Annotated in this window: 28 protein-coding genes; 7 read left to right on the top strand and 21 right to left on the bottom strand. The window is 45.4% G+C overall.

The window, feature by feature from the left end; all coding sequences use genetic code 11:
- Positions 1-248 precede the first annotated feature (248 nt).
- From NIASO_RS03460 to NIASO_RS03450, 3 genes are all read left to right on the top strand, one after another.
- Positions 249-461 carry a hypothetical protein gene (locus NIASO_RS03460; protein WP_025298675.1) on the top strand — a complete coding sequence of 71 codons (213 nt, stop codon included), beginning with the start codon at positions 249-251 and terminating at the stop codon, positions 459-461.
- Positions 458-2,050 (top strand): peptide chain release factor 3, encoded by a 1,593-nt coding sequence (locus NIASO_RS03455; RefSeq protein WP_008583469.1) that lies wholly within the window; start codon positions 458-460, stop codon positions 2,048-2,050. The genes NIASO_RS03460 and NIASO_RS03455 overlap by 4 nt, the downstream gene beginning before the upstream one ends.
- A gap of 90 nt (positions 2,051-2,140) precedes the next feature.
- On the top strand, positions 2,141-3,178 hold the full coding sequence (locus tag NIASO_RS03450; RefSeq protein ID WP_008583470.1) for a sterol desaturase family protein: 1,038 nt from the start codon (positions 2,141-2,143) through the stop codon (positions 3,176-3,178).
- A gap of 378 nt (positions 3,179-3,556) precedes the next feature.
- Here NIASO_RS03450 and NIASO_RS03445 read toward each other — a convergent pair whose 3' ends face one another.
- Genes NIASO_RS03445 through NIASO_RS03435 form a run of 3 tightly spaced genes read right to left on the bottom strand, consistent with a single transcriptional unit; the run spans position 3,557 to position 7,853 of the window.
- On the bottom strand, positions 3,557-5,287 hold the full coding sequence (locus NIASO_RS03445; RefSeq protein ID WP_008583472.1) for a DUF4091 domain-containing protein: 1,731 nt from the start codon (positions 5,285-5,287) through the stop codon (positions 3,557-3,559).
- Positions 5,288-5,339: 52 nt separating this feature from the next.
- Positions 5,340-6,431, bottom strand: a complete 1,092-nt coding sequence (locus NIASO_RS03440; RefSeq protein ID WP_008583474.1) for an AI-2E family transporter — start codon at positions 6,429-6,431, stop codon at positions 5,340-5,342.
- A gap of 36 nt (positions 6,432-6,467) precedes the next feature.
- Positions 6,468-7,853, bottom strand: coding sequence for a methyltransferase RsmF C-terminal domain-like protein (locus NIASO_RS03435; RefSeq protein ID WP_008583476.1), 1,386 nt, complete (start codon positions 7,851-7,853; stop codon positions 6,468-6,470).
- Between the two features lie 440 nt (positions 7,854-8,293).
- Here NIASO_RS03435 and tpx point away from each other — a divergent pair, with 440 nt between their 5' ends.
- Both tpx and NIASO_RS03425 read left to right on the top strand, forming a co-directional pair.
- On the top strand, positions 8,294-8,791 hold the full coding sequence (gene tpx, locus NIASO_RS03430) for a thiol peroxidase (protein ID WP_008583477.1): 498 nt from the start codon (positions 8,294-8,296) through the stop codon (positions 8,789-8,791).
- A 148-nt stretch (positions 8,792-8,939) separates the two neighbouring features.
- Positions 8,940-9,530: a TMEM175 family protein gene (locus tag NIASO_RS03425; RefSeq protein ID WP_025298674.1), complete on the top strand. Its 591-nt coding sequence runs from the start codon at positions 8,940-8,942 to the stop codon at positions 9,528-9,530.
- 44 nt (positions 9,531-9,574) lie between these two features.
- Here NIASO_RS03425 and NIASO_RS03420 read toward each other — a convergent pair whose 3' ends face one another.
- From NIASO_RS03420 to NIASO_RS03345, 16 genes are all read right to left on the bottom strand, one after another.
- The gene (locus NIASO_RS03420; protein ID WP_044046270.1) at positions 9,575-10,375 is read right to left on the bottom strand and encodes an O-methyltransferase; all 801 of its coding nucleotides are present in this window, start codon (positions 10,373-10,375) and stop codon (positions 9,575-9,577) included.
- 98 nt (positions 10,376-10,473) lie between these two features.
- Positions 10,474-10,965 (bottom strand): dihydrofolate reductase, encoded by a 492-nt coding sequence (locus NIASO_RS03415; protein WP_008583481.1) that lies wholly within the window; start codon positions 10,963-10,965, stop codon positions 10,474-10,476.
- A 34-nt stretch (positions 10,966-10,999) separates the two neighbouring features.
- Complete coding sequence (locus NIASO_RS03410) at positions 11,000-11,170, bottom strand: four helix bundle protein (protein WP_084568265.1); 171 nt, start codon at positions 11,168-11,170, stop codon at positions 11,000-11,002.
- A 210-nt stretch (positions 11,171-11,380) separates the two neighbouring features.
- Positions 11,381-12,193, bottom strand: a complete 813-nt coding sequence (locus tag NIASO_RS03405; RefSeq protein ID WP_008583482.1) for a thymidylate synthase — start codon at positions 12,191-12,193, stop codon at positions 11,381-11,383.
- Positions 12,194-12,261: 68 nt separating this feature from the next.
- Positions 12,262-13,221: a tetratricopeptide repeat protein gene (locus NIASO_RS03400; protein WP_008583483.1), complete on the bottom strand. Its 960-nt coding sequence runs from the start codon at positions 13,219-13,221 to the stop codon at positions 12,262-12,264.
- A gap of 65 nt (positions 13,222-13,286) precedes the next feature.
- Positions 13,287-13,937, bottom strand: a complete 651-nt coding sequence (locus tag NIASO_RS03395; RefSeq protein WP_008583484.1) for an NAD(P)-dependent oxidoreductase — start codon at positions 13,935-13,937, stop codon at positions 13,287-13,289.
- Between the two features lie 57 nt (positions 13,938-13,994).
- Entirely contained in the window at positions 13,995-14,396 is a 402-nt protein-coding gene (locus NIASO_RS03390) for an Rrf2 family transcriptional regulator (protein ID WP_008583485.1), read from the bottom strand.
- A 63-nt stretch (positions 14,397-14,459) separates the two neighbouring features.
- Positions 14,460-15,128: an FAD-binding oxidoreductase gene (locus NIASO_RS03385; RefSeq protein WP_008583486.1), complete on the bottom strand. Its 669-nt coding sequence runs from the start codon at positions 15,126-15,128 to the stop codon at positions 14,460-14,462.
- Positions 15,129-15,134: 6 nt separating this feature from the next.
- Positions 15,135-15,800 (bottom strand): GTP cyclohydrolase I FolE, encoded by a 666-nt coding sequence (gene folE / locus NIASO_RS03380; RefSeq protein WP_008583487.1) that lies wholly within the window; start codon positions 15,798-15,800, stop codon positions 15,135-15,137.
- On the bottom strand, positions 15,790-16,440 hold the full coding sequence (locus tag NIASO_RS03375; protein ID WP_008583488.1) for a sigma-70 family RNA polymerase sigma factor: 651 nt from the start codon (positions 16,438-16,440) through the stop codon (positions 15,790-15,792). Before NIASO_RS03375 ends, folE begins: the two co-directional genes overlap by 11 nt.
- A gap of 3 nt (positions 16,441-16,443) precedes the next feature.
- Positions 16,444-16,827: a hypothetical protein gene (locus NIASO_RS03370; RefSeq protein WP_008583489.1), complete on the bottom strand. Its 384-nt coding sequence runs from the start codon at positions 16,825-16,827 to the stop codon at positions 16,444-16,446.
- Between the two features lie 66 nt (positions 16,828-16,893).
- Entirely contained in the window at positions 16,894-17,589 is a 696-nt protein-coding gene (locus NIASO_RS03365) for an SMUG2 DNA glycosylase family protein (protein ID WP_008583490.1), read from the bottom strand.
- A gap of 888 nt (positions 17,590-18,477) precedes the next feature.
- Positions 18,478-19,173 carry a type 1 glutamine amidotransferase gene (locus NIASO_RS03360; protein WP_008581738.1) on the bottom strand — a complete coding sequence of 232 codons (696 nt, stop codon included), beginning with the start codon at positions 19,171-19,173 and terminating at the stop codon, positions 18,478-18,480.
- Positions 19,170-19,547 (bottom strand): group III truncated hemoglobin, encoded by a 378-nt coding sequence (locus NIASO_RS03355; protein ID WP_008583492.1) that lies wholly within the window; start codon positions 19,545-19,547, stop codon positions 19,170-19,172. Before NIASO_RS03355 ends, NIASO_RS03360 begins: the two co-directional genes overlap by 4 nt.
- Before the next feature lie 325 nt (positions 19,548-19,872).
- Entirely contained in the window at positions 19,873-21,042 is a 1,170-nt protein-coding gene (nhaA, locus tag NIASO_RS03350) for a Na+/H+ antiporter NhaA (protein ID WP_008583495.1), read from the bottom strand.
- On the bottom strand, positions 21,039-22,451 hold the full coding sequence (locus NIASO_RS03345) for an FAD-binding oxidoreductase (RefSeq protein WP_025298670.1): 1,413 nt from the start codon (positions 22,449-22,451) through the stop codon (positions 21,039-21,041). The genes nhaA and NIASO_RS03345 overlap by 4 nt, the downstream gene beginning before the upstream one ends.
- Before the next feature lie 621 nt (positions 22,452-23,072).
- Between NIASO_RS03345 and NIASO_RS20400 the strand changes: the two genes are divergently transcribed.
- Together NIASO_RS20400 and NIASO_RS20395 are read left to right on the top strand one after the other, a co-directional pair.
- Positions 23,073-23,624 carry a LysR family transcriptional regulator gene (locus NIASO_RS20400; protein WP_008583499.1) on the top strand — a complete coding sequence of 184 codons (552 nt, stop codon included), beginning with the start codon at positions 23,073-23,075 and terminating at the stop codon, positions 23,622-23,624.
- Positions 23,614-23,967, top strand: a complete 354-nt coding sequence (locus NIASO_RS20395; RefSeq protein WP_211139927.1) for a LysR substrate-binding domain-containing protein — start codon at positions 23,614-23,616, stop codon at positions 23,965-23,967. Before NIASO_RS20400 ends, NIASO_RS20395 begins: the two co-directional genes overlap by 11 nt.
- Here the strand turns inward: NIASO_RS20395 and NIASO_RS03335 are convergent.
- Positions 23,960-24,949 carry a glycosyltransferase family 9 protein gene (locus tag NIASO_RS03335; RefSeq protein ID WP_008583500.1) on the bottom strand — a complete coding sequence of 330 codons (990 nt, stop codon included), beginning with the start codon at positions 24,947-24,949 and terminating at the stop codon, positions 23,960-23,962. The two genes, NIASO_RS20395 and NIASO_RS03335, sit on opposite strands and share 8 nt — an antisense overlap.
- Positions 24,950-25,456, bottom strand: coding sequence for a D-glycero-beta-D-manno-heptose 1-phosphate adenylyltransferase (gene rfaE2, locus NIASO_RS03330; protein ID WP_008583502.1), 507 nt, complete (start codon positions 25,454-25,456; stop codon positions 24,950-24,952).
- Positions 25,457-25,489: the final 33 nt, after the last annotated feature.

The following is a 25,489-nucleotide window of genomic DNA, read 5'->3' as shown; positions in this document are numbered from 1 at the left end:
CGCCAACAAAATCGGTCTACCGCCCCAATAGCGTCCGTGAGTATTGAAACAAAAGCATCCAGCTTATCCTTATTGGTTATTTTCATGGTTGCTACAAAGCTACGAAAACTTCCCAACATGTGAAGTTTATTATTTCTGCCGGGCGCATAACATTTTCTTTTTACCTGCATCATTTTATACGTTTACTTCTTTGTCGGTTTTCTGGCGACCGGGAGGCTTGTGTGACAGGAATAGTACAATTCTACTGCATGTCGCCTCAGTCTTCTGTGTCCCACCAGCAAACCAATGCCGGGCATGTTTTAGTGCCCGTTCATAGCAGTACTGCAGCCGACGAGTGCGATCCCGCTTGCGGCTCCAGGGAAGCGGCTGGTACTACTGCTGCCGGACCCGATAAAAAACAGTTGCCAAAGGGAGTTCTCTCCAATAAACAGGGAAACCTTCTTATCTTCGCGCCCTTATGAAATATCATGACGAAATCACGCACCGGCGCACGTTTGCGATCATCAGTCACCCGGATGCGGGAAAGACGACGCTGACGGAAAAATTCCTGTTGTTCGGAGGAGCGATACAGGTGGCCGGTGCAGTGAAGAGCAATAAAATAAAAAAATCTGCCACATCGGATTTTATGGAGATTGAGCGGCAGCGCGGTATTTCCGTTGCCACTTCTGTAATGAGCTTTGAATACCAGGACATACTGATCAACCTGCTGGATACGCCGGGTCACAAGGACTTTGCTGAAGATACCTTTCGTACGCTGACCGCGGTAGACAGCGTTATCCTGGTAGTGGACAGCGTAAATGGCGTGGAGGAACAAACCCGCCGCCTGATGGAAGTATGCCGCATGCGCGATACGCCGGTAATTGTTTTCATTAATAAAATGGACCGCGACGGGAAGAACCGTTTTGATCTTTTGGAAGAAATAGAAAAGGAACTGAACATCTCCCTGCACCCCATGACTTGGCCTATCAACAGCGGCAAGGATTTTAAAGGTGTTTATAATTTATCTGATAAGAATCTGCGCCTGTTCGCCGCCAATACAAAGGCCGATGAGGAAGACACCTTAAATATTACCGACATTAATGACCCGGTTTTGGAAACCCGCCTGGGAACCCAGGATGCTGCTACCCTGCGCGAAGATGTGGAGCTCGTGGACGGCGTGAACGGTGCACTGAATGTGGCAGACTATCTTGCAGCAAAAGTATCGCCGGTATTTTTTGGCAGCGCCATTAATAATTTTGGAGTAAAGGAAATGCTGGACACTTTCATCCGCATTGCACCCGTCCCCTTAAGCCGGGAAACCACCCAACGGAAAGTGGATGTGGAAGAAGAAAAGCTGAGCGGCTTTATTTTTAAGATCCATGCCAACCTGGACCCGAAACACCGCGACCGGATCGCCTTTTTCAGGGTCTGCTCCGGAAGATTTGAACGCAACAAGTATTACCACCATGTAAGGTTGGATAAGGAAGTGCGTTTTAGCAACCCCTACTCTTTTATGGCACGCGATAAAAGCATCATCCAGGATGCATATGCCGGCGATGTGGTGGGTTTGTTTGATACGGGGAATTTCAAAATTGGTGATACGCTAACCGAAGGGGAAGATTTTTATTTTACCGGTATCCCTTCCTTTTCTCCTGAAATATTTAAAGAGGTGATCAATAAGGATCCACTAAAAACCAAACAATTAGAAAAGGGACTGTTGCAACTGACGGATGAAGGAGTCGCCCAGCTTTTTACTCAGTTTGGCGGTACAAAAAAAATAATTGGCTGTGTGGGTGAACTGCAATTTGAAGTGATCCAGTACCGTTTGCTGCATGAATATGGGGCTTCGGTTGAATTCAGGGCGCTGCCTTTTTATAAAGCCTGCTGGCTCACCAGCAAGGATCCCAAAAAACTGGAGGAGTTTACAAAATTCAAACTGGCCAACAGCGGCGAGGATAAAGACGGCAATGTGGTGTACCTGGCTCAAAGCGAATGGTTTCTGAATACAGAAATCACCAATAACCCGGATATTGAATTCCATTACAGCAGCGAGATCCATAAACAAGACTAAAAGCAGGCCCTATCCTATTTTAATAACCATTTTACATTAAAATGGTTATTTTTATGTGCACACGATTGTAATATAAAAACAGGAGCCGTTATGGGTATATGGGATACATTGTATAGTGAAATTATTCGTTTTTTTGGCTTGAGCGGTATTATTGAAATTGTTAAAAAAGGTGATTACAGCTCCCTGGCCACTTTGGGCGGAATACAAAAACTGATCTACCCCATCATTCCGCTGCTGTTATTATTGGAGATCATCCGCGCAGCGTTTTACAAGCGTTTTAAAATTGAGGATTACAGCATGCCCTTTCTGGTGTTTGTGCTGAATCGTTTTATCTCAAGATTTATTTCTATTGCCGCCGTTGCTTTTTGTATTGGTTTGTTTGAACGCTTTGCTATTTTCAAAACAACCTTTACCTGGTACTGGCTGATCTATGGCTATATCGTATGGGAATTCTCGCATTTTATTTACCACTACCTGGCGCATAAAGTACGGATCTTATGGTGCCTGCATTCCACGCACCATGCGCCGCAGCATATGAACCTGTTTGTTAATTTTGCGCATTTCTTTTTGGAGGCCCCTTATGCAGATGTGATCCGTACGTCGATCTGCATTCTAATGGGCGTAAATCCAGGCCTGTTATTTTTTATCATGTTTATTGACGGATTCTGGGGATCCTTTATTCATCTTGGCGAAAATGGGTTGAAGAATGGTCGCCTCGGGTTCCTGAACAAAATTATTTTAACGCCTTCTCATCACCGGGTGCACCATGCCAAAAATCCGTTATATATGGATACCAATTTCTGCAACCTGCTGAACATTTGGGATAAGGTTTTTAAAACCTACCAGGATGAGCGTACCGACATTAAAATTGAATATGGCATTACCCGGCAAATGAACCCGCACAATGTACTGGATGCGTATTTTGGCGAGATCGTTTGTCTGGCTAAAGATGTTTACAAAGCGCCCGGCCTGAAAAATAAAATCCTTTATTGCCTGATGCCTCCCGGGTGGAGCCATACCGGTGCGCATAAAACAGCAAAACTTGCACGGGAAGAATTTTTAACGGAAGAAGGTGAAAAACAGCCGCTCGCCGAGCCCCCTCCTATTCAGCAAGAACAGTTTTCATAGAAGATCGTAGTTCCCACAGAAAAAGTTATTTAACCGCCAGAACGCTAAGGCGACAATAAATTAAAATCCTCGCGGCTTCGCGCCCTGGCGGTGTTAATCGTTTAGACTGATTTTAAACTCCGTCCGAACGGAGTTCATCCGGGCGGACACATAGGCACAGTAGAAATCATGGCATTTAAGGCGGCATAGAATCCCGCCGCCGCCGCGGGGAACATCGCTGATGTGTTTTATGTCTCCTGTTATCTATATATCCTATGTATCTATCCCGCTGTGCGGGACAAGTTATGGTTTAAAAAATTTCGTTGTATCCTTAAATCATGCTGCAACGCAGAACGATGGAACTGTGTCCGCCTCCGGAGGATTCGTGGCCTTTATAGCTCACTCATTCACCAACCGTTTTACGCTCAGCACCATTTCTTCAGCCGGTTGTTTTTCCAGCTTCTTAATTTCGAAGGATTTTAACGCTGCTTCCAGTTGATTCAATTTTCCCATTGCACCTTTTTGGGTATACGCTTTTCTTAGAACCGTTATTTTTTCGAAGTCCTGGATGCCTTCTATCAGCTTTTCAAAACGGATGGAGCTTGCCGGCCCGGGATATACCTGGTAGGTATCGCCCGCCGGCCAGGAACGGAACCGGCTGTCGGTTTCCGGATGTTCCACCCAACTGTTGTAGGCCCACCGGAGGTAACCATTCATATTTTTAGCAGCGGTGTACCAGCCGATCCATACATGCTCTGCCGGAGGCGAAAAGGTAAATCCATTCGGATATTTTTCCGTGCAACAGGTATACCAGGTACTTAATTTACCCTGTTGCTGCCGCTCTTTTAAAATGTTGTCCGGGAACTGATGCTTTGAGGCAATACAATAATCATAAATATCCTTTTCGATCTCCGCGTGATATTCCCCTGCCAGGGCGATCTTCCAGTCTTTGTCGATGCCTTTTAACAAACGGATCACCGCCTGCATCGCCTCCATAGGCCGCTCGTCCATGGCGATGGTTGTTTTGTCAAACCAGCCTTTTTGCCTGAGGTGTTGGGTAAAATCTTTCAGCATGGGCGTCCAGAAAGCATTATACGCATCGGACCCGATCTTGCCCGTAAATACCGTATCCCGCCCCAGTTGTTCGTCATAATACCGGAAAGCCACTTTCCAGGGCACCATGCTATAACAATTGATGCGCTCTTTGATACCGGTGCTCATCACAAAGGAAATATATTTATCAAACAGGCTATAGTCAAACCGCCAACTGCCATCATTCTTACGCGTCCACCGGATCAGGCTCGGGTAATCGTCATAGGTCTGGTGTCCCCAGGGCTCATCCACGATGCTGGCCGTAATGCATTTTTGTCCGGCATTGGCCAGCATTGTATAATACCGGCGCATCTGAGTAAAATGCGCTTCGCTCCAAAGCGGCACTTTATGCACCCGAGCTATGGCCGCCGGATGTTGCCACAAATCGAGATTAAAGTTCCATTGGGACGGTGGCGGCAATACACGATCCAATACGTTTACTTTCAGCTTTAGCCTATAAGTTTTCCCAGCGGTTATGGTAAGTGTTCCTTCATAACTACCTGCCTTTGCGGTTGCGGGGACCTGCACGCTTACCCATACCGGTTGTACCTGGTTTTTAAGAATAACGCCCAACTGCTTATCAAAATGGATCGCGTCGGCAACAAGGGAGGAATCAAAATCCTCCGGTTTGCGGTAACCGCAACCATTGCGGAACTCGTCTGTAATCACAAACTCCTCAAAGCCCGTGCTGATAATAGTTTTGGGAATAACAGCCCCGTTCTTTTCTTTAAGATCACTTACACGAACCGTCGCATTAACCGGTGCAGCCGCCCATATTGCTACCTGCGTATGCACTTTTTCGCCTTTCCAGGCAACCAATGTTTCTTCATTCTTTACTGATATCGAAGGCACGCGATCGGATGCATACCGCCGGTTGCTGTTGGCAAAACTAACATGAACGCTCCCTTGCAACTGATCCCATTGGGCCAGCTTTTGTTTTTCGGTCATGGGAGGCTCCTGCTGCAACGCCAGACTCACATCCTGTGCCCGGGAAGTAATTACACATATTACCGCAACCGCTACTAAAATATATCGCATGCTAAACTTTTTATTATGGCAATAATAGAATATTATCGGGAAACAGAAAACGCTATTGTTTTTTTGTTACAGGAAGCCGTTGTTTGCCGCCTTCCAGCGCCCCTTCCTCTCCCATTAATATTCCCCATGCGTGAAGCCCCGGGACCCGGTCAAAGATTATTTTTATGATAGCAAGAAAAGGAATGCAAAGAAACATGCCGGAGATCCCCCAAAGCATTTCGCCCACAATGATCCCTATAAATGCGATCATCGGGTTCAATTTTACTTTTGATCCTACCACAAGCGGCATCACCAGGTTGCTGTCGATGGCATGCACCACAATAAATGCAATGACCACCAGTAATACTTTTCCGCTGCCAACAGTAGCAAAGGTTACCAGGCTACTCAGCAATAAAGCAGTAAAGATGCCCAGGTAGGGAATCACATTGAATACGCCTCCCATGAACCCCAGCAACACCGAGTATTTTACTCCCAGCAGGGAAAGAATGATGATCAGCGCCAGGGAAACAATCAACATTTCAATTAACAGCCCGGTGATATATTTCTTGATGATCGATTTTACATTATTAACGATCTCTTCCACACGCTCCTTATGATCATCACTAAATACGGAGATCAGAAACGCATACAATACCCTCCGGTAGTTTAAAATAAAAAAAGTAAATAGCAGCGTAAACGTCAAAAATATAAAGGTGGAGGAAACCGTCGAAAGTGTAGTACCTACAATAGTGGCGCTGGTTGAAAACAATTTGTCGATCCCCTGGTTAATATAATTCCACTGTTTTGAAAAGTTGATGTGGAACTTTTGCGCAACCCATTCCTGAGCATTATGAAAGGCCAACTGTCCCTGCTGTTGCAACAGCGGCCAGTCATTAGTAAATGATTTTACCTGGTTACTGAAAAAAGCAATAACCGCGGAACAGATGATCAGCATCAGCAATACCGATGTAACCGTGGCAAGACTTCTCTTAAAGCGACATCTTTTTTCGAAAAATTTCGCAAAAGGCAATAACAGCAACGCTATCAGGAAGGAGAAAAACATCGGGGCAAATAAGGTTTTCCCAAGCATGAGCAGATACCCCAAACTGATCATAGAAAAGAGCACCAGGGCCAATTTCACCAGGAAAGGAAGTGGTTTATTCATATATTTCCGGATTAAACAGGTTTTATTGTTTTTTATTCAGCTCCAGTCGGGAATGCGCTCTTTTAAGATCCGTAATTCTTTGGGATAATAATTATTGATCCGGTTCGGCAAAACATTCATCCAGCCCAGAGGAAATCCATCAAAACCCGCCAGTTGCCATCCTTTTCCCGCATTATCCACGCTAAAATCCTTGCGTTGCAGGTAGCATACAGCCTGCTCCAATGACAATGCCGTTTTTGTTACTACCGCTTCATTCAGGATCCTGCTCATTGCCAGGGCGTGATCCGGGATCAGTTTATCGCGCACCAATGCACCGGTCAGTACACCAGAATAGATCACCTTTAAACGCTGCGCCAAAAAGTCAAACACCTCAAAATTTACCGCGGGCCAACTGTAAATTTTATCCCCGAAACTCACAAAACGGCGGTCAGAAATATCCATCCATCGCCCCAGTGCCGCCGCCTCTCTAGCCGGTAATGCCTTTGTTTTTGGACGGTATTTTTCCGGATTTCCTGTTGCGTTCTTTTTCCGGAATACGCTCATAAAGAAGCCCTCCCCCTTTACCCGGTAGGGCCAGAAGCGGTAGCCTGATCCGGAAGCAGCGCTCACTTCCGTGATGTTCCATTCGGGCTGAAGTTTCAGCGGCACGGATTCCAAATCAAATGAGGCTATAAGCCATTCCAGAATTACTTCGTCTTCCTGTTGTGAATAGGAACAGGTAGAATAGATTAATATGCCTTCCTCTCTGAGCGCCGGCAATACATCAGCCAGGATACGCTGCTGACGCTGACTGCAAAGGGTTACGGCCTGCTCGCTCCACTCTTCAACGGCCATTTCGTCCCTGCGAAACAAGCCGCTGCCGCTGCAGGGAGCGTCTACAACAATAACATCAAAAAAACCGGGAAGCCGTTCAAAATCTCTCGGGTCATTATTGGTCACCACAACATTCGCTCCGCCCCACTTAACAATATTATCGCGCAAAATCCCGGCCCGGGCCTTTATAATTTCGTTGCTCACCAATACGCTTTGGTTTGAAAGCAACGATTGAATATGAGTGGATTTTCCACCGGGTGCGGCGCAAAGGTCCAATATTTTCAGGTCATTTGACAGTTCCGTCGTTTGCATCAATGCCTGTTCCAGGAACATGCTGCTCGCTTCCTGCACGTAATAACAACCCGCATGAAATAGCGGATCGAAAGTAAACGAAGGCCGCCGCGATAAGTAATATCCGTTTGCGCACCAGGGAACCGGGCTTTTTTTAACACCGGCGCCTGTAATAACCCTGGCGGTCTCATCAATCTTTATCGGGTTTAAGCGCACCGAAGTAACCGGAACTGCTGCATTATGTATATCCACAAAAGCTTCCTCGTCAAAGCCCGTGAGGCCCTGTAAAGAATGGATAAAGGCAGAAGGTAATTGCACCGGGCAAAAATAGAGAAAAGGGAAAATATTTCGTGTAATTTCATATGCCGTTTATAGCGAACACATAAAATTATCTACTACTCCATTTGTTACGAATACAGCGCATAGTCCAACGCCACGAATCCTCCGGAGGCGGACACTGTTCCATCGTTCTGCGTTGCAGCATGCTTTAGGGATACAACGAAAGGTAAAGAAGCTATGAGCGCCGCAGGCGCGTTAGATTCGTGCTTATCTCCTTTGACTGTAAAACAATATATTCATTCGTGCATTGGTGGCAGTTGTTGACTGATGTGTCGCGCCAAATGAGTGCTGCGTAGAGCGATAGCTGATTCAAATACAATGTTATTTTTATTGTATTTACCACCGAATTTCTCCATACCCGGCAAAATTTGTTTTATTTGCATAAAAGGCAATTACGCCTTTGGTATAAATTTTATTTTATGGCTGAAATCAAACTTAAAGGGAATGCTGTACACACAACGGGCAGCCTTCCGGAAAAAGGAAGTAAACTGAAAGACTTTGCATTGGTAAATGCAGGACTGCAGGAAAAACAATTGTCGGATTATGCAGGAAAAAAGATCGTACTGAATATTTTTCCCAGTATTGATACAGGGGTTTGCGCCACCTCCGTAAGAAAATTTAATGAAAAAGCAGCAGCGCTGGATAATACTGTCGTATTAACGGTTTCAAAGGACCTCCCCTTTGCATTGAACCGTTTCTGCGCCGCGGAAGGCATTGCCAATGTGGAGCCCCTGTCGGATTTCAGAGGTCATTTTGGTGATGAATATGGGGTTGTCATCGCCGACTCACCCATGAAGGGACTGTTGAGCCGCGCGGTGATTGTGGCTAATAGTAACGGGGAAGTTGTTTATACAGAGCAGGTTCCGGAAATTACAACGGAACCCAATTATGATGCGGCTTTGGAAGCGTTGAATTAGTGTCAACTCATATGTGAAGCAGTGCTTATTATCGTGAGAGGTGAAACGATAAACGAGCGTTTCACCGATTAACCTTGCAATCAATTAAAGAATATTCTTTTTGACAGGTGTGAGCGTATTTCTTAAATTCACACCTGTTATTTTTTTTATGACAAAATCCAGATTAGAAGCATTCAGTGACGGGGTTTTAGCGATCATCATTACGATCATGGTGCTGGAAATAAAGGTGCCGGAAGAAGGCTATACTTTTAAGGCGCTGATTCCCATGATCCCCACTTTCCTCAGCTACCTGCTGAGCTTTATTTACGTGGGTATCTACTGGAACAATCATCATCATATGCTGCAGATGGTTGACAAAGTGAATGGCGCTGTTTTGTGGAAAAATCTCAACCTCCTGTTTTGGTTGTCGTTGATCCCCTTTACAACCTCCTGGATGGATAAGCACTACGATCAAACCGCGCCGGTGGTGACTTATGGGGTAGTGTTATTGATGGCAGGTATTGCCTACGTGTTGCTTCAAAATGCTTTGATAAAAGCCGGCGGACCAAACTGCAAACTGGCGAAGGCAGTGGGCACGGATGCAAAGGGAAAGGCATCATGGATGTTGTACCTGGCGGGCATTGGCGGCAGCTTTCTTTCGCCCCCGATCGGGATCACTGTTTATACGCTTGTGGCATTTATCTGGTTTATACCCGATAAACGTATTGAGAAAATAATTAACGGCGAGCACGAGATTTAGATTTTTCCCGGATAAATGGACGGCAATCTGCGGGAAATAAAAATCTAAAACCGGATAGAAAATGCCTGTTTTTCCTTAAACTCTTTTCTGAAGCTGACGATACCGATATAGAAAAGATCGATATCGCATACCACCGACTCCTGCGCTATGATATTCTTCCATGCGGCTTCCATGCCAGAGCTCCAGTGAATATCATCAAAAATCAGTAAGGTATTATTGTGTATATGAGGCAATAATTGTTCAAAATAACGTTCGGTGGGTTCCTGCTGGTGATTCCCATCTATAAAAGCAAGGTCAATTGCCGGCATCTTTTGCAAAACTCCCCGCAGGGTTTCATCAAAATTGCCGCGAACAATTTCAATATTCTTCAACCCCACTTCATTAAAGTTGCGCTGCGCGATATCTGCTACTGCGTCTGCACCTTCCATGGTAATTACCGTCGCCTCCGGGTCGGCCGAAGCCAGGTAAGCCGTCGTTATTCCCAGTGAAGTGCCCAGTTCCAGAATATTTTTGCATTGGTAATGTTTTGCCATGCGATACATTAACTGTCCGTATTTGCGCGGTTTTGCAGAATTTTTAGCAATGGACGCAATCTTGCGTGTATTTGATTTCGTTATAGCAGACCCTGCACCAAAATCTTTTAAAGTAACGGAAGTTTGGTCCTTTAAAAGTTTTTTTCTTATAGTTTCAATTTTATCATACGCAGCGTAATCTGTAAAATCATTCATCACATGGGTAATAAAATCGAATACAAACGGCGAATGCATGCCATGCCCCTTACTATTGGATGCGTGAATATAATATTGAAAATATTTTTTTGCGGCGATTAACGGAGAATAAATCATGGGAAATGTAAAATAATAAATGTAAAATAAGGAATGTAAAACCTGCTCCCTTTTGCGTTAAGCATTAAGCGTTCAGCATTGAGCATTGAGCGTTCGACTCATTTCCGTTCCCAGAGTTCATAACTGTAGTTATATAAATGTTTATCATCTGCCTTGTTATCCACTTTGCTTTCCAGGGTCCACTCGCGCTGATCAAAAACAGGGAAGAACGCATCTCCTTCCAGCACCGTATCCACGCGGGTGAGGTAAATGCGGTTGGCCTTGGGCAAATACAATTTATAAATTTCCCCACCGCCGATCACCATCAGTTCTTTTACGTCCATTGCCCGTACCAGCAGTTCCACATCCTGCATACTGTGCGCTACAACGGCATTATCGATCTTCAGATTTTTATTGGTGCTCAGCACAATATTCTTTCGGCCCGCCAGTGGCTGTCTAAAAGATTCAAAGGTTTTGCGCCCCATAACCACCGGCATACCCCAGGTTACATTTTTGAAATGCTTCATGTCATTGGGCAGGGACCAAAGTAATTTATTGTCCTTACCGATAACGTTATTGCCGGATGCTGCTGCGACGAGGGATATGATCATAATGAATGTAAAATATTAAATATTCAATGTAAAATTATTTACCGCGATTCCGTTTTGCGGTTACCACACTTGCCGAAAAAATCGCAATTAATTCATTGCATTCATTCACCGCAATCTCTACTGATTCGTGCAGCAATATCGGTTTTTCTTTAATAATCCTTAAGTTAATTCTTGTTTCCCGTAACTCTTTTAGAGCGCATTGCATTTTATGAATAAAATCGGCCTGAGATTCTGCCGCCTGACCTTCTCCTTTTGGCTTTCCCGCTGATTTTAGGCAGATTTAATACACCGCTGATATCCGCAGATTGATTTTCTGCGAAAATCTGCGCAAAAAAATCGGCGATGATCTGCGGGAAATGCAAAGAAATCTGAGCATCTAAACAACTTCTTTATTAAAAGGTGATATTTTACATTTCTAAACCGCCACCGTTCCTTTTATCCCCGGATGCGCTTCATAATTAACCAGTTCAAAATCTTCATAAACAAAATCGAAAATGCTTTTTACAGCCGGATTGAGCTTTATTTGCGGTAAAGAGAAGGGTGCGCGGCTAAGCTGTAGCTTTACCTGCTCCAGGTGGTTATTGTAAATATGCACATCTCCGAAACTATGGATAAATTCTCCTGGTTCCAGATCACAAACCTGTGCGATCATCAGCGTGAGTAACGCGTAAGAGGCAATATTAAAGGGAACACCCAGAAACACGTCGGCAGAGCGTTGGTACAACTGGCAGCTCAGCCGGGGCTTCCCTCCTTCCTTTGGCGCCGCCACATAAAACTGGAATAGAGTATGACAGGGCATTAACGCCATTTCCGGCAGTTCGCCTACATTCCATGCGCTTACGATCAGCCTCCGGCTGTCCGGGTTCTTTTTTATCTGCTGGATCAGATCGCTGATCTGGTCTACTACTTTGCCATCTTTGCCTTCCCAACTGCGCCATTGTTTACCATAAACAGGACCAAGATCCCCGTTTTCATCTGCCCACTCATCCCAAATACGCACGCCATGCTCCTTCAGGTATTGAATATTGGTTTCGCCCTTTAAAAACCACAACAATTCGTGAATAATGCTTTTTAAATGCAGTTTTTTTGTAGTAACGACCGGGAATCCTTTTTGCAGGTCAAAACGCATTTGATAGCCAAATGTGCTGGTGGTTCCCGTTCCGGTACGGTCTGTTTTTTCCACGCCGGAATCCAGAATATGCTGAAGAAGATTAAGGTATTGTTGCATGCGTGCAAGATAACAATTATACGGGCAATGTTAAAATCGCCCGTTCATACTGTGTGAAACCTGTGCATTTACCGGTCTGCAATCGCCCCCATACGCGGCCAGGGATAGTTTTCAAACCAGGTCAAAAGCGCACTGAGCTGCTGCTGATGATCCTGCAGCCAGGCCTCATTCATAACATTTTCTGAAGGCAGAAACAACTGATGTGCAAAGCTTTCGCAATAATTGCGCTCCCGCAATGCCCGAAAAAAAGGGATATAAAACTTTTCCCAGAAGCCGGTATAGGCGGCACCCGTCCCGGGCACCCGCGTTTCGATCATTTTAGCCACCAGATAAGCGAACCGGTCGCCGGGCAGCAGGTCTTTTGTCTGCAATAAAATGGCAGCATCCGCAGGAATGAGTGCGCGAATAGTCGCTAATGCGTCGGCAGCACGTGGACTTCTATTGTCGAACAACAGATAAACCATATACGAAAGCAGCGCTTCCGTTTTATGGTCGTCATGAAGCTGCACCCGGGCCATCAGGTAATGTGCCGGCGCGTAATGTGGATCTTTCAATAATGATATTTCTAAGGCGGCCATTCCCTTCTTTAACGCGTTCAGCCTAAAATAGCTCAGCGCCTCGTTATAGTTGAGCAGGCCATAACCGGGAGCTTTTTTAATTCCCTGTTTGTATACTTTTAACGCTTTTTTCGGACGCCCCCCTTTATCCAATGCGGTACCCCAGGTACTGTATGCATTACCGATCATAGTAACATCCGCCTTGTTATTTTTTATGATCTGTTGGCTCAGGTTTATAGCCTCTTTAAACCTTCTGCCTGCCATCAGCGCGTAGGACTTCTCAAACTGGGCAGGAAGGAAGCCCGGGGCGATCGCCAATACGGCGTCATATTTTTTAACGGCCTCGTCGAACCTTCCCTGGTCATGCAACTCCACACCTTCGCTGATCAAATCCCGGATATAGCTGGAATCCTGTCCATATCCTTTTGCAAGAAACAGCAGTGACACAATAAGCAGTGAGCCCCTCATCATGGAAGATTTGGCTCAAATTTACGCCTGAATCCGGGCATTTATAAAAATAGCCGGCCCATTATTTTTTAATAGGCGGCCGTAAATCTCCGGCGAATATGCCGGGGCTCCTCCGCTTCGTCCATCACGGCCACTGCAAGGTCCTCTACGGATAAAATACTTCTTCCTTCCGCATTGAATACAGGAGCGTCTGTCCCGGTACGATACTTACCGGTACGTCCTGTGGTAACGCCGGGGTTCATTTCTATTGCCGGGCTGAAGAAGGCCCAGTCCAGTTGCTTATTTTCATTCAGCAGGTTCAGATAGTCCCTTGCAGCCGCCGCGCCTTGCTTATAGGCCTCAGGAAAATCAGGACCGTCTACAAGCTGTATCCCGTCGATATAAAGACTTCCGGCACCACCCATAACGATAAGGCGTTTTATGCGGGCAGCAGCAACCGCTTTTTCAATTTCTTTTGATCCGGAAAGGAAATCATTATACAGATTGGGATTGGTCCACCCCGCATTAAAAGCGCTGATCACCACATCGCTTCCTTTAATGGCCGCCGTTAGTTCATCTGTATTTGCTACATCAATATTAAGCAGGGCCAGCAAGGGATTTTTTTCCGTGATCGATGAAGTGCTCCGTGCTAGTGCCAAAACTTCGTGCCCTCTTTGTAAAGCTTCTTTTAAAATTGCGCTGCCAACAAACCCGGTAGCGCCGATAATTGCAATTTTCATTTTTGTAAAATTTATATATTATGTATTATTTATTATTACAGTTATAATCAAAAAAAATCACACTTGTTCCAGCAGGTCTTTAACCGTCATGGAATGAAAGCGCTGTAATAGCACTTTTTCCGCTTCGGTATTAATGGCATCCATAATATGGCTTATCTTTTTGCCCACGGGGCAATGCTGATTGGGAAGGTTTTTGGAATGTGCAAATAGTCCGTCGCTATAAATGGCTTTGTAAATAGCCGATAGGCGGATCTTTTCGGGCGGCACGGCCAGGGCATTTCCACCCGACCGGCCTTCTTTTGTTTCGATCCACCCTGCCTCTTTTAACACGCCGATCTCCTTGCGCACTAAAACCGGGTTAATATTAATGCTGGAAGCGATATAACCGGATGAAATACCTTCCTCCCTGCCCAGGAGTGTTAATATATGTATTGCCGTTGCGAAACGCCCGTTGATCATATTATGTAATATTTATTATTACAGTACAAAGATAGAAGAAATATCTTTAACGGATCAATTTTTTTAAAAGGCTTCTTTTACAATAAAGTTTTCAGCAACACCTAAGGACAACAACTCTTTTTCCACTGCCTCCATCATAGGATCCGGCCCGCAGAGATAAAAATAGTGAGTGCTGCTATCTGTATGCTTTTTTATAAGGGATGCTGAAATATATCCGTGCTCATAACCCGCCCGCTCCTCAGCGGACAGAATATTAATGAAATTAGGCCCCAGCAGCGCATTGAAGGAATCTTCCAAAATGATATCCTCCCTGGTTTTGTTGGCAAAAATAAGTTTGTTGCTCCCGATTGCCTGCTGCTTGTTCAGTTGTTTAAAAATAGCGATAAATGGAGTAACCCCTGCCCCGCCGGCAATAAAAACACCTTCGCCTTTATATGCTATGGTTCCAAAAACATCATGAATAATAAGGCTATCGCCCTTGCTTAAAGAACGCAACTCGTTGGTAACGCCATTATGATCGGGGTAGGTTTTAATCGTAAACTCTATATACTTATCCTCCGGCAGGGAAGTGAAGGTAAAGGGCCTTAATTCATTTTCCCAGCCCGGTTTATTAACAGATACGTCAACTGCCTGGCCTGGCACATAAGACAATGACGCCGGTTTTTCAGCCGTAATATGTAGCACATCATGTGTAACCGGCTCTATAGATTGGATTTCAACTATCTGAGACATGATTGTTTATTTTTTACTATAAATATAGGCTAACAGTTCCTGTTTTATAGTTTCATTTTCAAATTGCCCGGAATAACTGGCGGTTACTGTTGTGGCGGCCGTATCTTTTATACCCCTGGATGCCACGCACAAATGCTCCGCCTCAATCACTACTGCCACATCATTATGCCGCAATATTTCTTTCAAAGCTTCCGCAATCTGGATCGTCAGCCGCTCCTGCACCTGCGGCCTCCGGGCATAATAGTGCACCAGCCGGTTTATTTTTGACAGCCCTACCACCTGTTTGCCGGGAATATAGGCAACATGCGCCCTGCCAATGATGGGCACAAAATGATGTTCACAACTGGAATAGAAAGTAATGTCTTTTTCAACCAGCATCTTTTTGTAACCATACTTATTTTCAAACAGTGAGATCCGGGGTTTGTTATCGGGGTTCAGCCCGCTAAAGAGCTCGTTTACGTACATTTTCGCCACCCGTCCGGGTGTATCTTTTAAACTGTCGTCCTCCAGATCAAGCCCCAGCGTGTCCATTATTTTTGCAAAGTGATATTTGATCCTGCGTATTTTTTCGTCAGTGCTGAGCTCGAAGGCATTGGCCCGCACGGGGCTTTCCGCTAAGGTTTTGCCGGGGAGAACGTCATTTGTTTCCTGAATAAGGTGATCAGTATTCATTTATTTTTTTCATTACATTTTCTACCATCGCATCACAGTAGATCAAATTAAATTCAAACAGTTCTGTGGCCGTGTATGTTTTTTCTATTTCCGTTCTTAGAAATGCCTTTGCCCTGTTCAGCCGCACTTTCACATTGTCTTCACTGATGTTCATCAGTCCGGCAGTTTCCGCTACGCTAAACCCGTTTATTTCCCTTAATGAAAATACAAGCCGGTAATTAAGGGGTATCCTGCCGAGCGCCGCTTCAATAATATGTCCCAGTTCCTTATTTTGAACCGTTTTACCCGTATCATAATTGGAGGAAGTAAACATTGGCTTTGAATTGTCGTTCACGTCGGTTGTAATTTCATTTTTGAATGCGGCCGCCTGCTTTCTATGGTAACAATGGTTCAGCATGATGCGGATGATCCATGTTTTAAAATCGGAACGGCCTTCGAACTGTGCCAGGTGCCTGTAGGCATCCACAAAGGTTTCCTGCATTAAATCCAGCGTGCTTTCATGATCATAATTGTACGACCTGCCTGTTTTGTACAAATAAGGATTAAAGCGTCTTACGATGATTTCATAAAGCGATTTTTCCCCGCCGGAGACGATGCGCCTAATAATTTCTATTTCGGTCAATTTATCAGTCTGAACCATAATTTATGAAACAATTTTGGCTATCCTCGCCATAACAAAGGCCGAAACAGCCATTACAAGATCACGTACTGCCACATCCACATACTCAAATCCTACCAATAAAGTTAAGGCAATTAGCGTAAGCCAGGCGGCTACGATATAACCTCCGGCCTGTGGCTTTTTAAGTACAATAATGCCGGCAATTATTTCAATAACCCCCACGATCTTCATAAATGTTGCGCCCGGGAGCGGCAACATAGCTGCCAGTGAAGGGTCAAGGTATTGCTCCCAATGAGCGAGCAGGTTTGTAAACTTATCGGCCCCCGCAACGATGGGCACAATTACAAAAGTGTATTTTAACAGCCTGAAGGGTAGTATCAGCGACTGTTCTGTATTTTTATTTTCCATTTCCGTTATTTTAGATACTTATACTTATTAGAGTAACGGAGCAACGGAAAGGTTACAAAAAGAGCCTTAGTTTATCGATTTGCCCAGCTCCAGTATATATTTATCAATATACAGTTGTTTTTCCTTTGATTTGTATTGCTCGATATACCGGGGGTGCTCCAATACAGTGGCTTTGCTGAACAAACCGGCAGTGGCATTCAGTTGGTTAATAAACGTAGCGTTCTTCTTCCCTAAAATAAACACTTCGGAAGTATCCAATCCCAGGCTGATATGTTTTTCCAGGGAGGCGATCATAAAAGGCTTTACCATCTCAAATAATTTTGGATCGTCGTAATAATTTGCATTGAGCCATTTGCCTTCATTTGCCCGCCGGATAATGGCCAGGGGGAAGGGAGAGTTTATATAAAAGTTTTTGTAAAAGCTTCGCGCACCACCCCAGGCGGTGATCATGTCATACATAAATACGGAAGACACTTCATGAGTATAGGCCGATTCCATTTTGATGCCGCAAACTTTTTCCAGTCTTTTGGTGTCTGTAAAAGGTACACCGGTAACGCCCGCCCCGTGGCGACTGGGATTGATGCCGATGATGAATTTCCGTTGCCGGTTATCATTATAATATTTATGATAAAATTGCCCCATCACCTCCATGGTTTCGGGGTTGTCTAAATAAGGATTGAGTACCCGGAACCCATCGGGCAGTTTTCCGGTATAATGCAGGTTCCGGTTGAAGTCAATAACTTTATCCGCAAATGTTGTCATGAGGTAAAGCTATAAAATAATTTGGTGTAATATACAACCGGCGCGTCATTTCGCCGTCCCGCGACTGCTAGGGGAGCAAGCAATCCCTTGCTTTAAGCATGAGATCCCTCCCTCCTCTTTGTTTCCAATGACATATGTTTTTAAGTTATAAAAACCAATCATTACTATTGTCGTCGTTTCGACTTTGTATTAGTGGGCCGAATTAATGCATCGATGACATACTATTCTTTCATCACCCTGACCGCAGTCCCGAAGGCTTTCACATATGCGTCAAGATAAGGAACACGATTCAGGCGCTGTAAGCGCCGCGTGTTTATAGTATTCATGATCATCTACGCAACGCATCGGCTCCGTCAGGTGCCGCGTAAACACGGGGCATCCTATGGAGCCCGAACAAATACCATCGCGATTGCTATAAACACAACGCTCCTAACGGAGCGGAAATGGCTCAAATAACGGTGTAGTTGCAGTTCTGGCAGATCGAATGTCGTGCTTAGCTTGACGCGCATTCGAAGGCTTTCAGGACGGAGCGGAAGGAGGTCTCAATTCCAGGGCAGTTTGGTATCACAGGGATGCCCCGGCTCCATTGTATTGCGCTCGGCACGACGAAAAGAGTAATTGGTTTTCAATACATACTGTAATCTGTCATTGGAACGGAACGAACCCCGACTTTTGTCGGGGCGAAGGTCGGGAGAAATGATCGGAGCAATCTCGTTCTTTAACAATGCGATTTCTCTTCGCCCGACCGTCGTCAGGGCTGCGTCTGGCTCACCGAAGTGACGTTGCCTTAATGTGTCATCGCCGCATTATTTTTGCCCGCCTGAATGATTGCAGATTGGGCAGGCAACGCAAATAGATAACCCGGAATGACGGTTTATAAGCGAGCAATCAGCCTAACCAACGCTGCAATACCTCCGCCATTATTTGGTTGCAATGACTCATATGCACCATTCCCTCGCTAATCGCCTGTTCAGATTGAACATACCGTGCCGGCTCCAGATCGGCTGCGCCGTTGGCCAGCATTTGTTTCATTGATAATTCTGTTACTTCCAAATGAAATTGCAAACCAATAACATTTTTACCATAACAAAACGCCTGGTTGGTGTTGGCTTCAGACATCAGTAAATTCTTACTATTGCCAGGAATACCAAACCGGTCTCCATGCCAGTGAAAAACAACGGGATTGTTTTTAAACAGCTCATAAAACCAAGAGAACTGTTGACACTCTGTTGCAGGCTGCACCGGAAACCAACCGATCTCTTTATGTACCGCCCTATCCACTTTTGCATTCAGGCAGGCCGCCACTAACTGGGCGCCCAGGCAAATGCCCAATACTTTTTTCCCGGATAAAACACAGGCTTTGATAAATACTTTTTCTTCCTGAAGCCAGGGGTATTGTTCCTCATCATACACACCCATTGGCCCGCCCATGATAATCAATGCGTCAACATCAGCAACAGCCGGGAATTTGTAGCCCGGCTCATAAAACCGGGTGGCAGAAAGTTTGTAATGCCACTCCTGCAGCCAGGCTTCCATATATCCCAATCCTTCAAAGGATACATGCTGCAGGTAATGGATCCTCATATGGTTTGTATTTTAAACAACATCAGGCGGGCAATATTTGCCGCCCTTGTTTTTGCTTCTTCCGCTTTGGGCCCTTCAAAGAGCGCGTCAATGGTCTCGTTAAACAAACGCAACCATTCTGAGAACTCGGTTTCCGTCATTGCAGTCATCCTGCTTAGTTCAATATGACGCACCATGGGGTTTCCCGAGTACGATTGTTCTCCCAATAAAATGCTGGACCAAAAGGAATACATTTTTGGCAAATGATGTTCCCAGTCTATTCGGGCAATATCATTAAAAATCGGGCCTATAACAGCATTCGATCGCACCCGGTCGTAAAAACTGTTCACCAGCCGTTCCACATCTGCTCTGCTTGCAATGTCCGTTCGTTCCATATTATTGTTATAATGCCTTACAAAGATAAAACAGTTAATCTTACACGTGCTTTCTTAACGTTTTACGGGCACCTAATGTTTTTAAATACATTTAAACAGCAGGCAAATATAGGGGCTCACAGATTTCTCAGATTGGCACAGAAGATCTTTATTTTTTGCTCAGCTTCTGATTTTTTCTGTGAGAATCCGTAAAATCTCCTATGTAAAATCCAGGACCCACGTGCTCCGTAGGCTGCCTTAGAAAATTTAAAAAGTATTCAATGGCAAGAATGAGCCACAGGGATTCAGCAACACAGAACTATATACTGGTAACCCGCTTCCCTGCCTATTTCTTCGGTTTTATAGCGGCAAGAAATAAACAACCCGCCATGGCGGATAAAACAGATGCTATCAGTATTGCCATCTTTGCCTGCGCGATGCGTTGCGGCACATCGAACGATAATAAACTAATAAAGATGGACATCGTAAACCCAATACCGGCCAGCATTCCAAGGCCTGCTATATGCCGCCAACCCGCGCCGTGCGGCAATTTGCCGAACTTCAGGCGAACCGCCAGTTTAGTTGACAACAGGATGCCTGCAGGCTTTCCGATCATCAACCCTATAATAATTCCTATGCTCAACGGTTCGGCAATTCCGCTGACCATCGCCGGCTCAAACCGGATATTGGTATTCGCAAGGGCAAACAGCGGAACAATAATTAAATTAACCGGGCGGGTCAGGGCATGCTCCAGTTTTTCCAGCGGCACTCCTTTCCTGCCCTTTCTTACAGGGATCGCCATTGCCACCAACACCCCGGCAATGGTAGCATGTATACCTGAATGATGGATGAGGTACCAGATCAAAATTCCCGGCAGTATATACCACCAAAGATTTTCAATTTTCAGTTTATTAAACACAAATAATAGCAGCAACAAAGTTGCAGCCATCAACAGATACCCCCAATGCAATCCCGAAGAATAAAACAGGGCGATCACCAGGATGGCAATCAGGTCGTCAACAATAGCCAGCGCTGCTAAAAACACTTTCAGACTTGCCGGCACTCTTTTTCCTAAAACGGATAGTGCCGCCAGGGCAAAGGCAATATCCGTAGCCATTGGGATGCCCCAGCCCGGGGCGGCAGGGCCATTCCGGTTAATACAATAAAAGATCGCCGCAGGCAACAGTGCCCCGCCAAATGCCGCCACCACCGGCAATGCGGCTTTTTGAAACGAAGACAATTCGCCTTCTACAATCTCCCTTTTGATCTCCAGACCCACCAGTAAAAAAAACACGGCCATCAGCCCGTCGTTGATCCAGTGCAATATGGAAAGCTTCAGCATGACAGCCCCATTTTCCCAGCCAACCGTTTTATTAAGAAAGTTTTCAAATCCCGCTCCCGCGGATGTGTTTGCTATTAATAAGGACAGCACCACGCAGCTAAGCAATATAAAGCCGCCTACCGCACTGGAGCTGAAAAAATCTTTGAATAATTTTAAATTAAATCTCCGGATCATATGCGTACACTTTGTTCCTGTTGTATCCTGTTATCGGGATCGTATTTTTTCTTCACCTGCTGCAACCGCTCATAATTAGCTCCGTAATACAAATGCTCCCAGTTCTTAAAATTGCTATCGGGGTAATTCCGGTATTGCGCACTTATATTGTTTTGGGCAAAGATATCCTGCACGGCCTGAAACCGCTGCAGCAGCCGGTTGCCCTGTGTTTCCGTTTCCCAATAGGTTTGCAGTTCTGAAAAATAACCATAGGCCCGGTGCGGAAAGGCGGAACCTTTTTCCGCTTCGGGGTTTTGTATATTCCCCCCCAGCGTATTAACCTGGTAGATCATACCGGGTGTGTTCCTGGTGATCTCCAGTACCTTATTGATATACCCGCTTATATCGTCAAAACTTTTGTACAGGCCAGCGGAAGCGTTTTTAAAAAACAGGGGCTGATCTTCGGCATAAAAAACTTTTAATGCCTGCGCCAGGGAAACGGCTTTCGATGCTGTTTGTTTATCGGTAAGCCGGGTAAATTGTTGTACCGCTTTTGTTACTTCAGCCGTATGCGCTGCAACGTTGGTCAGCAGAATATAGGCCGTCTTTGCACTCAGCACCAATGCTGAAAAGCAGGCCGGCGGCAGGTCCTGTGTAATCCCGAACCATTGCTCCGTAATATTTCTCATCCGGGCCGGGTCTGTTTTAAACGCCCGGAAACGGAAACTTTGCATCGTTGCCGGCGCTGCGTAAGTTCTGAATTTCATTTCTGTGATCACGCCAAAATTACCATTGCCCCCACCACGGCAGGCCCATAACAATTCGGGGTCAGGGGCTGAATTAACGATATTGCCCCGGCCATCTACCATCGTTACTTCCAAAAGACTGTCACAGGTAAGCCCGTACTTTCTCGACAATAACCCATAACCGCCGCCCAGCGTAAGTCCACCAATACCCACGCTGCCGCAGGAACCGCCGGGCAGGTATCGTTTTTTGGAGAAGAGCGCATTGTATAATTCTGCCAATGTACAACCGGGCTGCACCCTCAACTGTCCGTTAGCGCCCCAGCTCGTTGCTTTCATTTTCGAAAGATTGATGACCATTCCCCCATTATTGCAGGAAAACCCCTCCATACTATGCCCTCCACTTTTTATGGTCACAGGCAAATTATTTTTTGCGGCGTATTGGACTGCTTCCACCACACCTGCTGTATTCTTTGCAAGAGCAATCACCTGAGGGAATTTATTGATCCGTTTGTTAAAACCCTTTCTTAACACTTCATATGCTGCTGCACCTTTTTTATAGAAAAGTACATTTGCCTGATCAGGAATGCTGGTGTTTGCCAGCAGGGTCAATGGTTTTGCGAGGAGCGCCGCGTTAGCGAGTGCGGTCAGTTTCAAAAATTCTTTGCGGGCGTATTGTTGATTCATAGGTGTACAAGATAGGTAATTTTGGTTAACCGCGAGGACGCAAATTTGACTTAACCGCAAAGCCGCCTGGGCGCGAGGACGCTTCATAAATCTAAAAACGGAATTCCATTAACAGTCACGTCGGAAGCGATTAAAAGTATTTTTTGGCTGGTGAAGCCTGAAGGTGACTATTGGCTATCGGAATGCGCAGCCCGATAGCCATCGTGTGCGCGTCAAAATAAAGAGCACGATTTAGGCGCTGTAAGCGCCGCCTGTTTATAGTATTCATGATCATCTACGCCGCGCATCGGCTCCGTCAGGTGCCGCGTAAACAGGGGGCGTCCTATGGAGCCCAAACAAATCCCATTGCGATTGCTACAAACACAACGCTCCTAACGGAGCGGAAATGGCTCAAATACTGGTGTAGCCGCAGTTCTGGCAGATTGAATGTCGTGCTTAGTTTGACGCGCATGCAATAGCAATCGGGAGCCGGTGGCGAGGCGCAGATGAACTCAGTTCATGTTCCGCAGCAGCCTGAGAGATCAGCGGGAGATTTATAGGCAATAGACGTAAAATCATAAAAGCCCACCGCGCCTTTGCGGTTAAAAATATCACACGCGCATCTCCTATCTTTGCATACTTATGTTCGACTTCCGGCTACAGGTATTTCACACAGTTGCCCGGCGGCTCAATTTTACAAGAGCCGCGGAAGAACTATTTATTTCGCAACCGGCAGTAACCAAACACATTCAGGAAACAGAACATCATTTTAAGGCCAAGTTGTTTGAACGAAACGGCAGTAAAATAACGCTGACGCCTTCGGGCGCTTTATTATTGCAGTATACGGAAGAGTTGTTTGCCCTGTACCGGAAAATGGAACTGGAACTCAGCGCTTTCTCAGGGCAGTATAAAGGAAAGCTCCGGATCGGCGCCAGCACTACCATTGCTGAATATATTCTGCCTCCCGCCCTGGCCGGCTTTAAAAAAAATTTTAAAGATCTATCAATAAGCCTCACCAGCGGTAACACCGAACATATTGAACAGTTGCTGCAAAAAAATGAGATCGATTTCGGAATGATCGAAGGGCAGCCCAAGAACAATCTTTATAAAAATATTCCTTTTACAAAAGATGAACTGGTACTGGTAGCTTCCGCTAAAAAACCCCCTCACCAAAAAACAACGGATCACTCTTAAAGAACTGCAAACGCTGCCCTTTGTTTTAAGAGAGCCGGGGTCAGGAACGCTGGAGATTGTGAGCAAGGCACTAAAAGCAAAGGGCATCCGGTTGGCGCAGCTCCATCGTGAAATACAATTAGAAAGTTCCGAAAGCATCAAGTCCTATATTAGTCATTCCAATGCCGTTTCGTTTCTTTCCATCCATACGGTATTAAAAGAATTGAATACAGGGGCGCTAACAATTATTGATGTGCAGGGGCTGGATATTGAACGCGACTTTCTTTTTATTCAACTGCATAGCGGCACTGCGGCGATTCCAGGGTTCTTTATGAAATTTATCCAACAATATAAATTCAGATAGCCTGCCGTTCCCCAACAAAATCAACGATCTGCCGTTCATCAATTTCCCGCATACATTTAAAATGTCCCTTCGGACAGGCTGCCAGTCCGTATTTGGAACAGGGGCGGCAACTGATGGAAACACCGGCTACCAACGAGTGATCAATTTTATAGGGCTGTACGCCGAGCAATTCCGGGATCGTACTACCCCAAATGGACGCAATGGGCACATTAAAGGCTTCTGCAATATGCGTCAATCCTGTATCAAAACCAATAATAGCCTTCGCTTTGGAAACCAGGAATACCGATTCATCCAGTGAAGTCATTCCGCAGGCATTATAAACCAGATCACCCGCCTGTTCTGCTACAAAAACGCCATTATCCTTTACATCCTTCCCCCCCAGCAAAACCACGGGTTTGTTGAGTTGCCTGCAAATGGAAACAATTTTTTCATTCGGCATCCGCTTGGTAAAATGCGCGGCGCCTATAATAAAACCGATATAGCCATCCTGATGCGTTGCGGGCAACAGGTCAGTTAACGAATAGTTATGCTTTAAAAAATAGTCAATGGGTTTATTATCATTTTTTATTCCCAATGGCGCCACTGCTTTCAGGTACCGGTCCACCAGGTGCACCGGCGGCAACAATTGCTTCCGCAGTTTTAAACTCAGCCATTTTTTTATGGTTTGTTTATCGTAGGTATAAGATCGAATGCCGGTTCTGAATTTAATGATCGCGGTGCGCAGGTTGCTGTGCAGGTCTACCAGGCAATCATATCCTTCGTTTTTAATCTCTTTTATTGTTGCATCCAGGGTATCTTTTAACAGCAACAGTTTATCTACATAAGGATTGCCTTCATAAATATACCGGAAGGCAGGTTTGGTTAAAAAATGAACCTCCACTCCCGGCAATTGCTGCTTCAGGCAGCGTACTACCGGCGTGGTATAAATGATATCGCCCATAGAGCTGAAACGGATGACCAGTATTTTTTTGGGTAGTTGCATTTATGGAGCGCTGCGAATTTTATCAATAATAGTGGTGCTCGAAATTCCCGGCACCAGTGGCATCAGTTCCACTTTTCCGCCGTTTGCCAATACTTCTTTTGCTCCGGCAATTTGTTCTATAGTATAATCGGCAGACTTTACCAGCACGTCCGGCATTAAAGATGTAATGAGCTCCAGCGGTGTATCGTCCTCAAAAAAAACAACAGCATCCACAAAGAACAGTGCCGCCAGCAAATAAGCCCGGTCCTGCTCACTGATGATGGGTCGTTGCGGGCCTTTTAGTTTTTTTACGGAGTGATCCGTATTCAGACCGATGATCAACCGGTCGCCGCAAGAAGCTGCCTGGGCAAGAGAGCGTACATGCCCGGCGTGGAGTATATCGAAGACGCCGTTGGTAAAGACCACCTTTTCCCCGGCAGCACGCCATTTTTCCCGCTGCGCTAACGCTTCCGGCGCGGAAATTATTTTACCGCTGATCTTCTTTTCTTTTGCTGATAATACATCCATTATTTTCTATATCGCTTGTAATTTCATAATAAA

The sequence above is a fragment of the Niabella soli DSM 19437 genome, assembly GCF_000243115.2.
Lineage (GTDB): Bacteria > Bacteroidota > Bacteroidia > Chitinophagales > Chitinophagaceae > Niabella > Niabella soli.
The sequence above is the reverse complement of the archived record's forward strand: the minus strand, read 5'-3'. Positions and strand labels throughout refer to the sequence as shown.

Excerpts from the sequence above, each read along its gene's own strand:
- NIASO_RS03400 (WP_008583483.1), bottom strand. The coding sequence starts at position 13,221 with ATGATGAGGGGCTCACTGCTTATTGTGTCACTGCTGTTTCTTGCAAAA.
- NIASO_RS03420 (WP_044046270.1), bottom strand. The coding sequence starts at position 10,375 with ATGATTTATTCTCCGTTAATCGCCGCAAAAAAATATTTTCAATATTAT.
- NIASO_RS03375 (WP_008583488.1), bottom strand. The coding sequence starts at position 16,440 with ATGGTTCAGACTGATAAATTGACCGAAATAGAAATTATTAGGCGCATC.
- NIASO_RS03335 (WP_008583500.1), bottom strand. The coding sequence starts at position 24,949 with ATGCAACTACCCAAAAAAATACTGGTCATCCGTTTCAGCTCTATGGGC.
- NIASO_RS03395 (WP_008583484.1), bottom strand. The coding sequence starts at position 13,937 with ATGAAAATTGCAATTATCGGCGCTACCGGGTTTGTTGGCAGCGCAATT.
- folE (WP_008583487.1), bottom strand. The coding sequence starts at position 15,800 with ATGAATACTGATCACCTTATTCAGGAAACAAATGACGTTCTCCCCGGC.
- NIASO_RS03355 (WP_008583492.1), bottom strand. The coding sequence starts at position 19,547 with ATGGAACGAACGGACATTGCAAGCAGAGCAGATGTGGAACGGCTGGTG.
- NIASO_RS03440 (WP_008583474.1), bottom strand. The coding sequence starts at position 6,431 with ATGAATAAACCACTTCCTTTCCTGGTGAAATTGGCCCTGGTGCTCTTT.
- NIASO_RS03365 (WP_008583490.1), bottom strand. The coding sequence starts at position 17,589 with ATGACAACATTTGCGGATAAAGTTATTGACTTCAACCGGAACCTGCAT.
- NIASO_RS03345 (WP_025298670.1), bottom strand. The coding sequence starts at position 22,451 with ATGAATCAACAATACGCCCGCAAAGAATTTTTGAAACTGACCGCACTC.
- NIASO_RS03385 (WP_008583486.1), bottom strand. The coding sequence starts at position 15,128 with ATGTCTCAGATAGTTGAAATCCAATCTATAGAGCCGGTTACACATGAT.
- NIASO_RS03445 (WP_008583472.1), bottom strand. The coding sequence starts at position 5,287 with ATGCGATATATTTTAGTAGCGGTTGCGGTAATATGTGTAATTACTTCC.
- nhaA (WP_008583495.1), bottom strand. The coding sequence starts at position 21,042 with ATGATCCGGAGATTTAATTTAAAATTATTCAAAGATTTTTTCAGCTCC.
- rfaE2 (WP_008583502.1), bottom strand. The coding sequence starts at position 25,456 with ATGGATGTATTATCAGCAAAAGAAAAGAAGATCAGCGGTAAAATAATT.
- NIASO_RS20400 (WP_008583499.1), top strand. The coding sequence starts at position 23,073 with ATGTTCGACTTCCGGCTACAGGTATTTCACACAGTTGCCCGGCGGCTC.
- NIASO_RS03410 (WP_084568265.1), bottom strand. The coding sequence starts at position 11,170 with ATGCAATGCGCTCTAAAAGAGTTACGGGAAACAAGAATTAACTTAAGG.
- NIASO_RS03390 (WP_008583485.1), bottom strand. The coding sequence starts at position 14,396 with ATGATCAACGGGCGTTTCGCAACGGCAATACATATATTAACACTCCTG.
- NIASO_RS03455 (WP_008583469.1), top strand. The coding sequence starts at position 458 with ATGAAATATCATGACGAAATCACGCACCGGCGCACGTTTGCGATCATC.
- NIASO_RS03370 (WP_008583489.1), bottom strand. The coding sequence starts at position 16,827 with ATGGAAAATAAAAATACAGAACAGTCGCTGATACTACCCTTCAGGCTG.
- tpx (WP_008583477.1), top strand. The coding sequence starts at position 8,294 with ATGGCTGAAATCAAACTTAAAGGGAATGCTGTACACACAACGGGCAGC.
- NIASO_RS03425 (WP_025298674.1), top strand. The coding sequence starts at position 8,940 with ATGACAAAATCCAGATTAGAAGCATTCAGTGACGGGGTTTTAGCGATC.
- NIASO_RS03405 (WP_008583482.1), bottom strand. The coding sequence starts at position 12,193 with ATGCAACAATACCTTAATCTTCTTCAGCATATTCTGGATTCCGGCGTG.
- NIASO_RS03360 (WP_008581738.1), bottom strand. The coding sequence starts at position 19,173 with ATGAGGATCCATTACCTGCAGCATGTATCCTTTGAAGGATTGGGATAT.
- NIASO_RS03450 (WP_008583470.1), top strand. The coding sequence starts at position 2,141 with ATGGGTATATGGGATACATTGTATAGTGAAATTATTCGTTTTTTTGGC.
- NIASO_RS03460 (WP_025298675.1), top strand. The coding sequence starts at position 249 with ATGTCGCCTCAGTCTTCTGTGTCCCACCAGCAAACCAATGCCGGGCAT.
- NIASO_RS03415 (WP_008583481.1), bottom strand. The coding sequence starts at position 10,965 with ATGATCATATCCCTCGTCGCAGCAGCATCCGGCAATAACGTTATCGGT.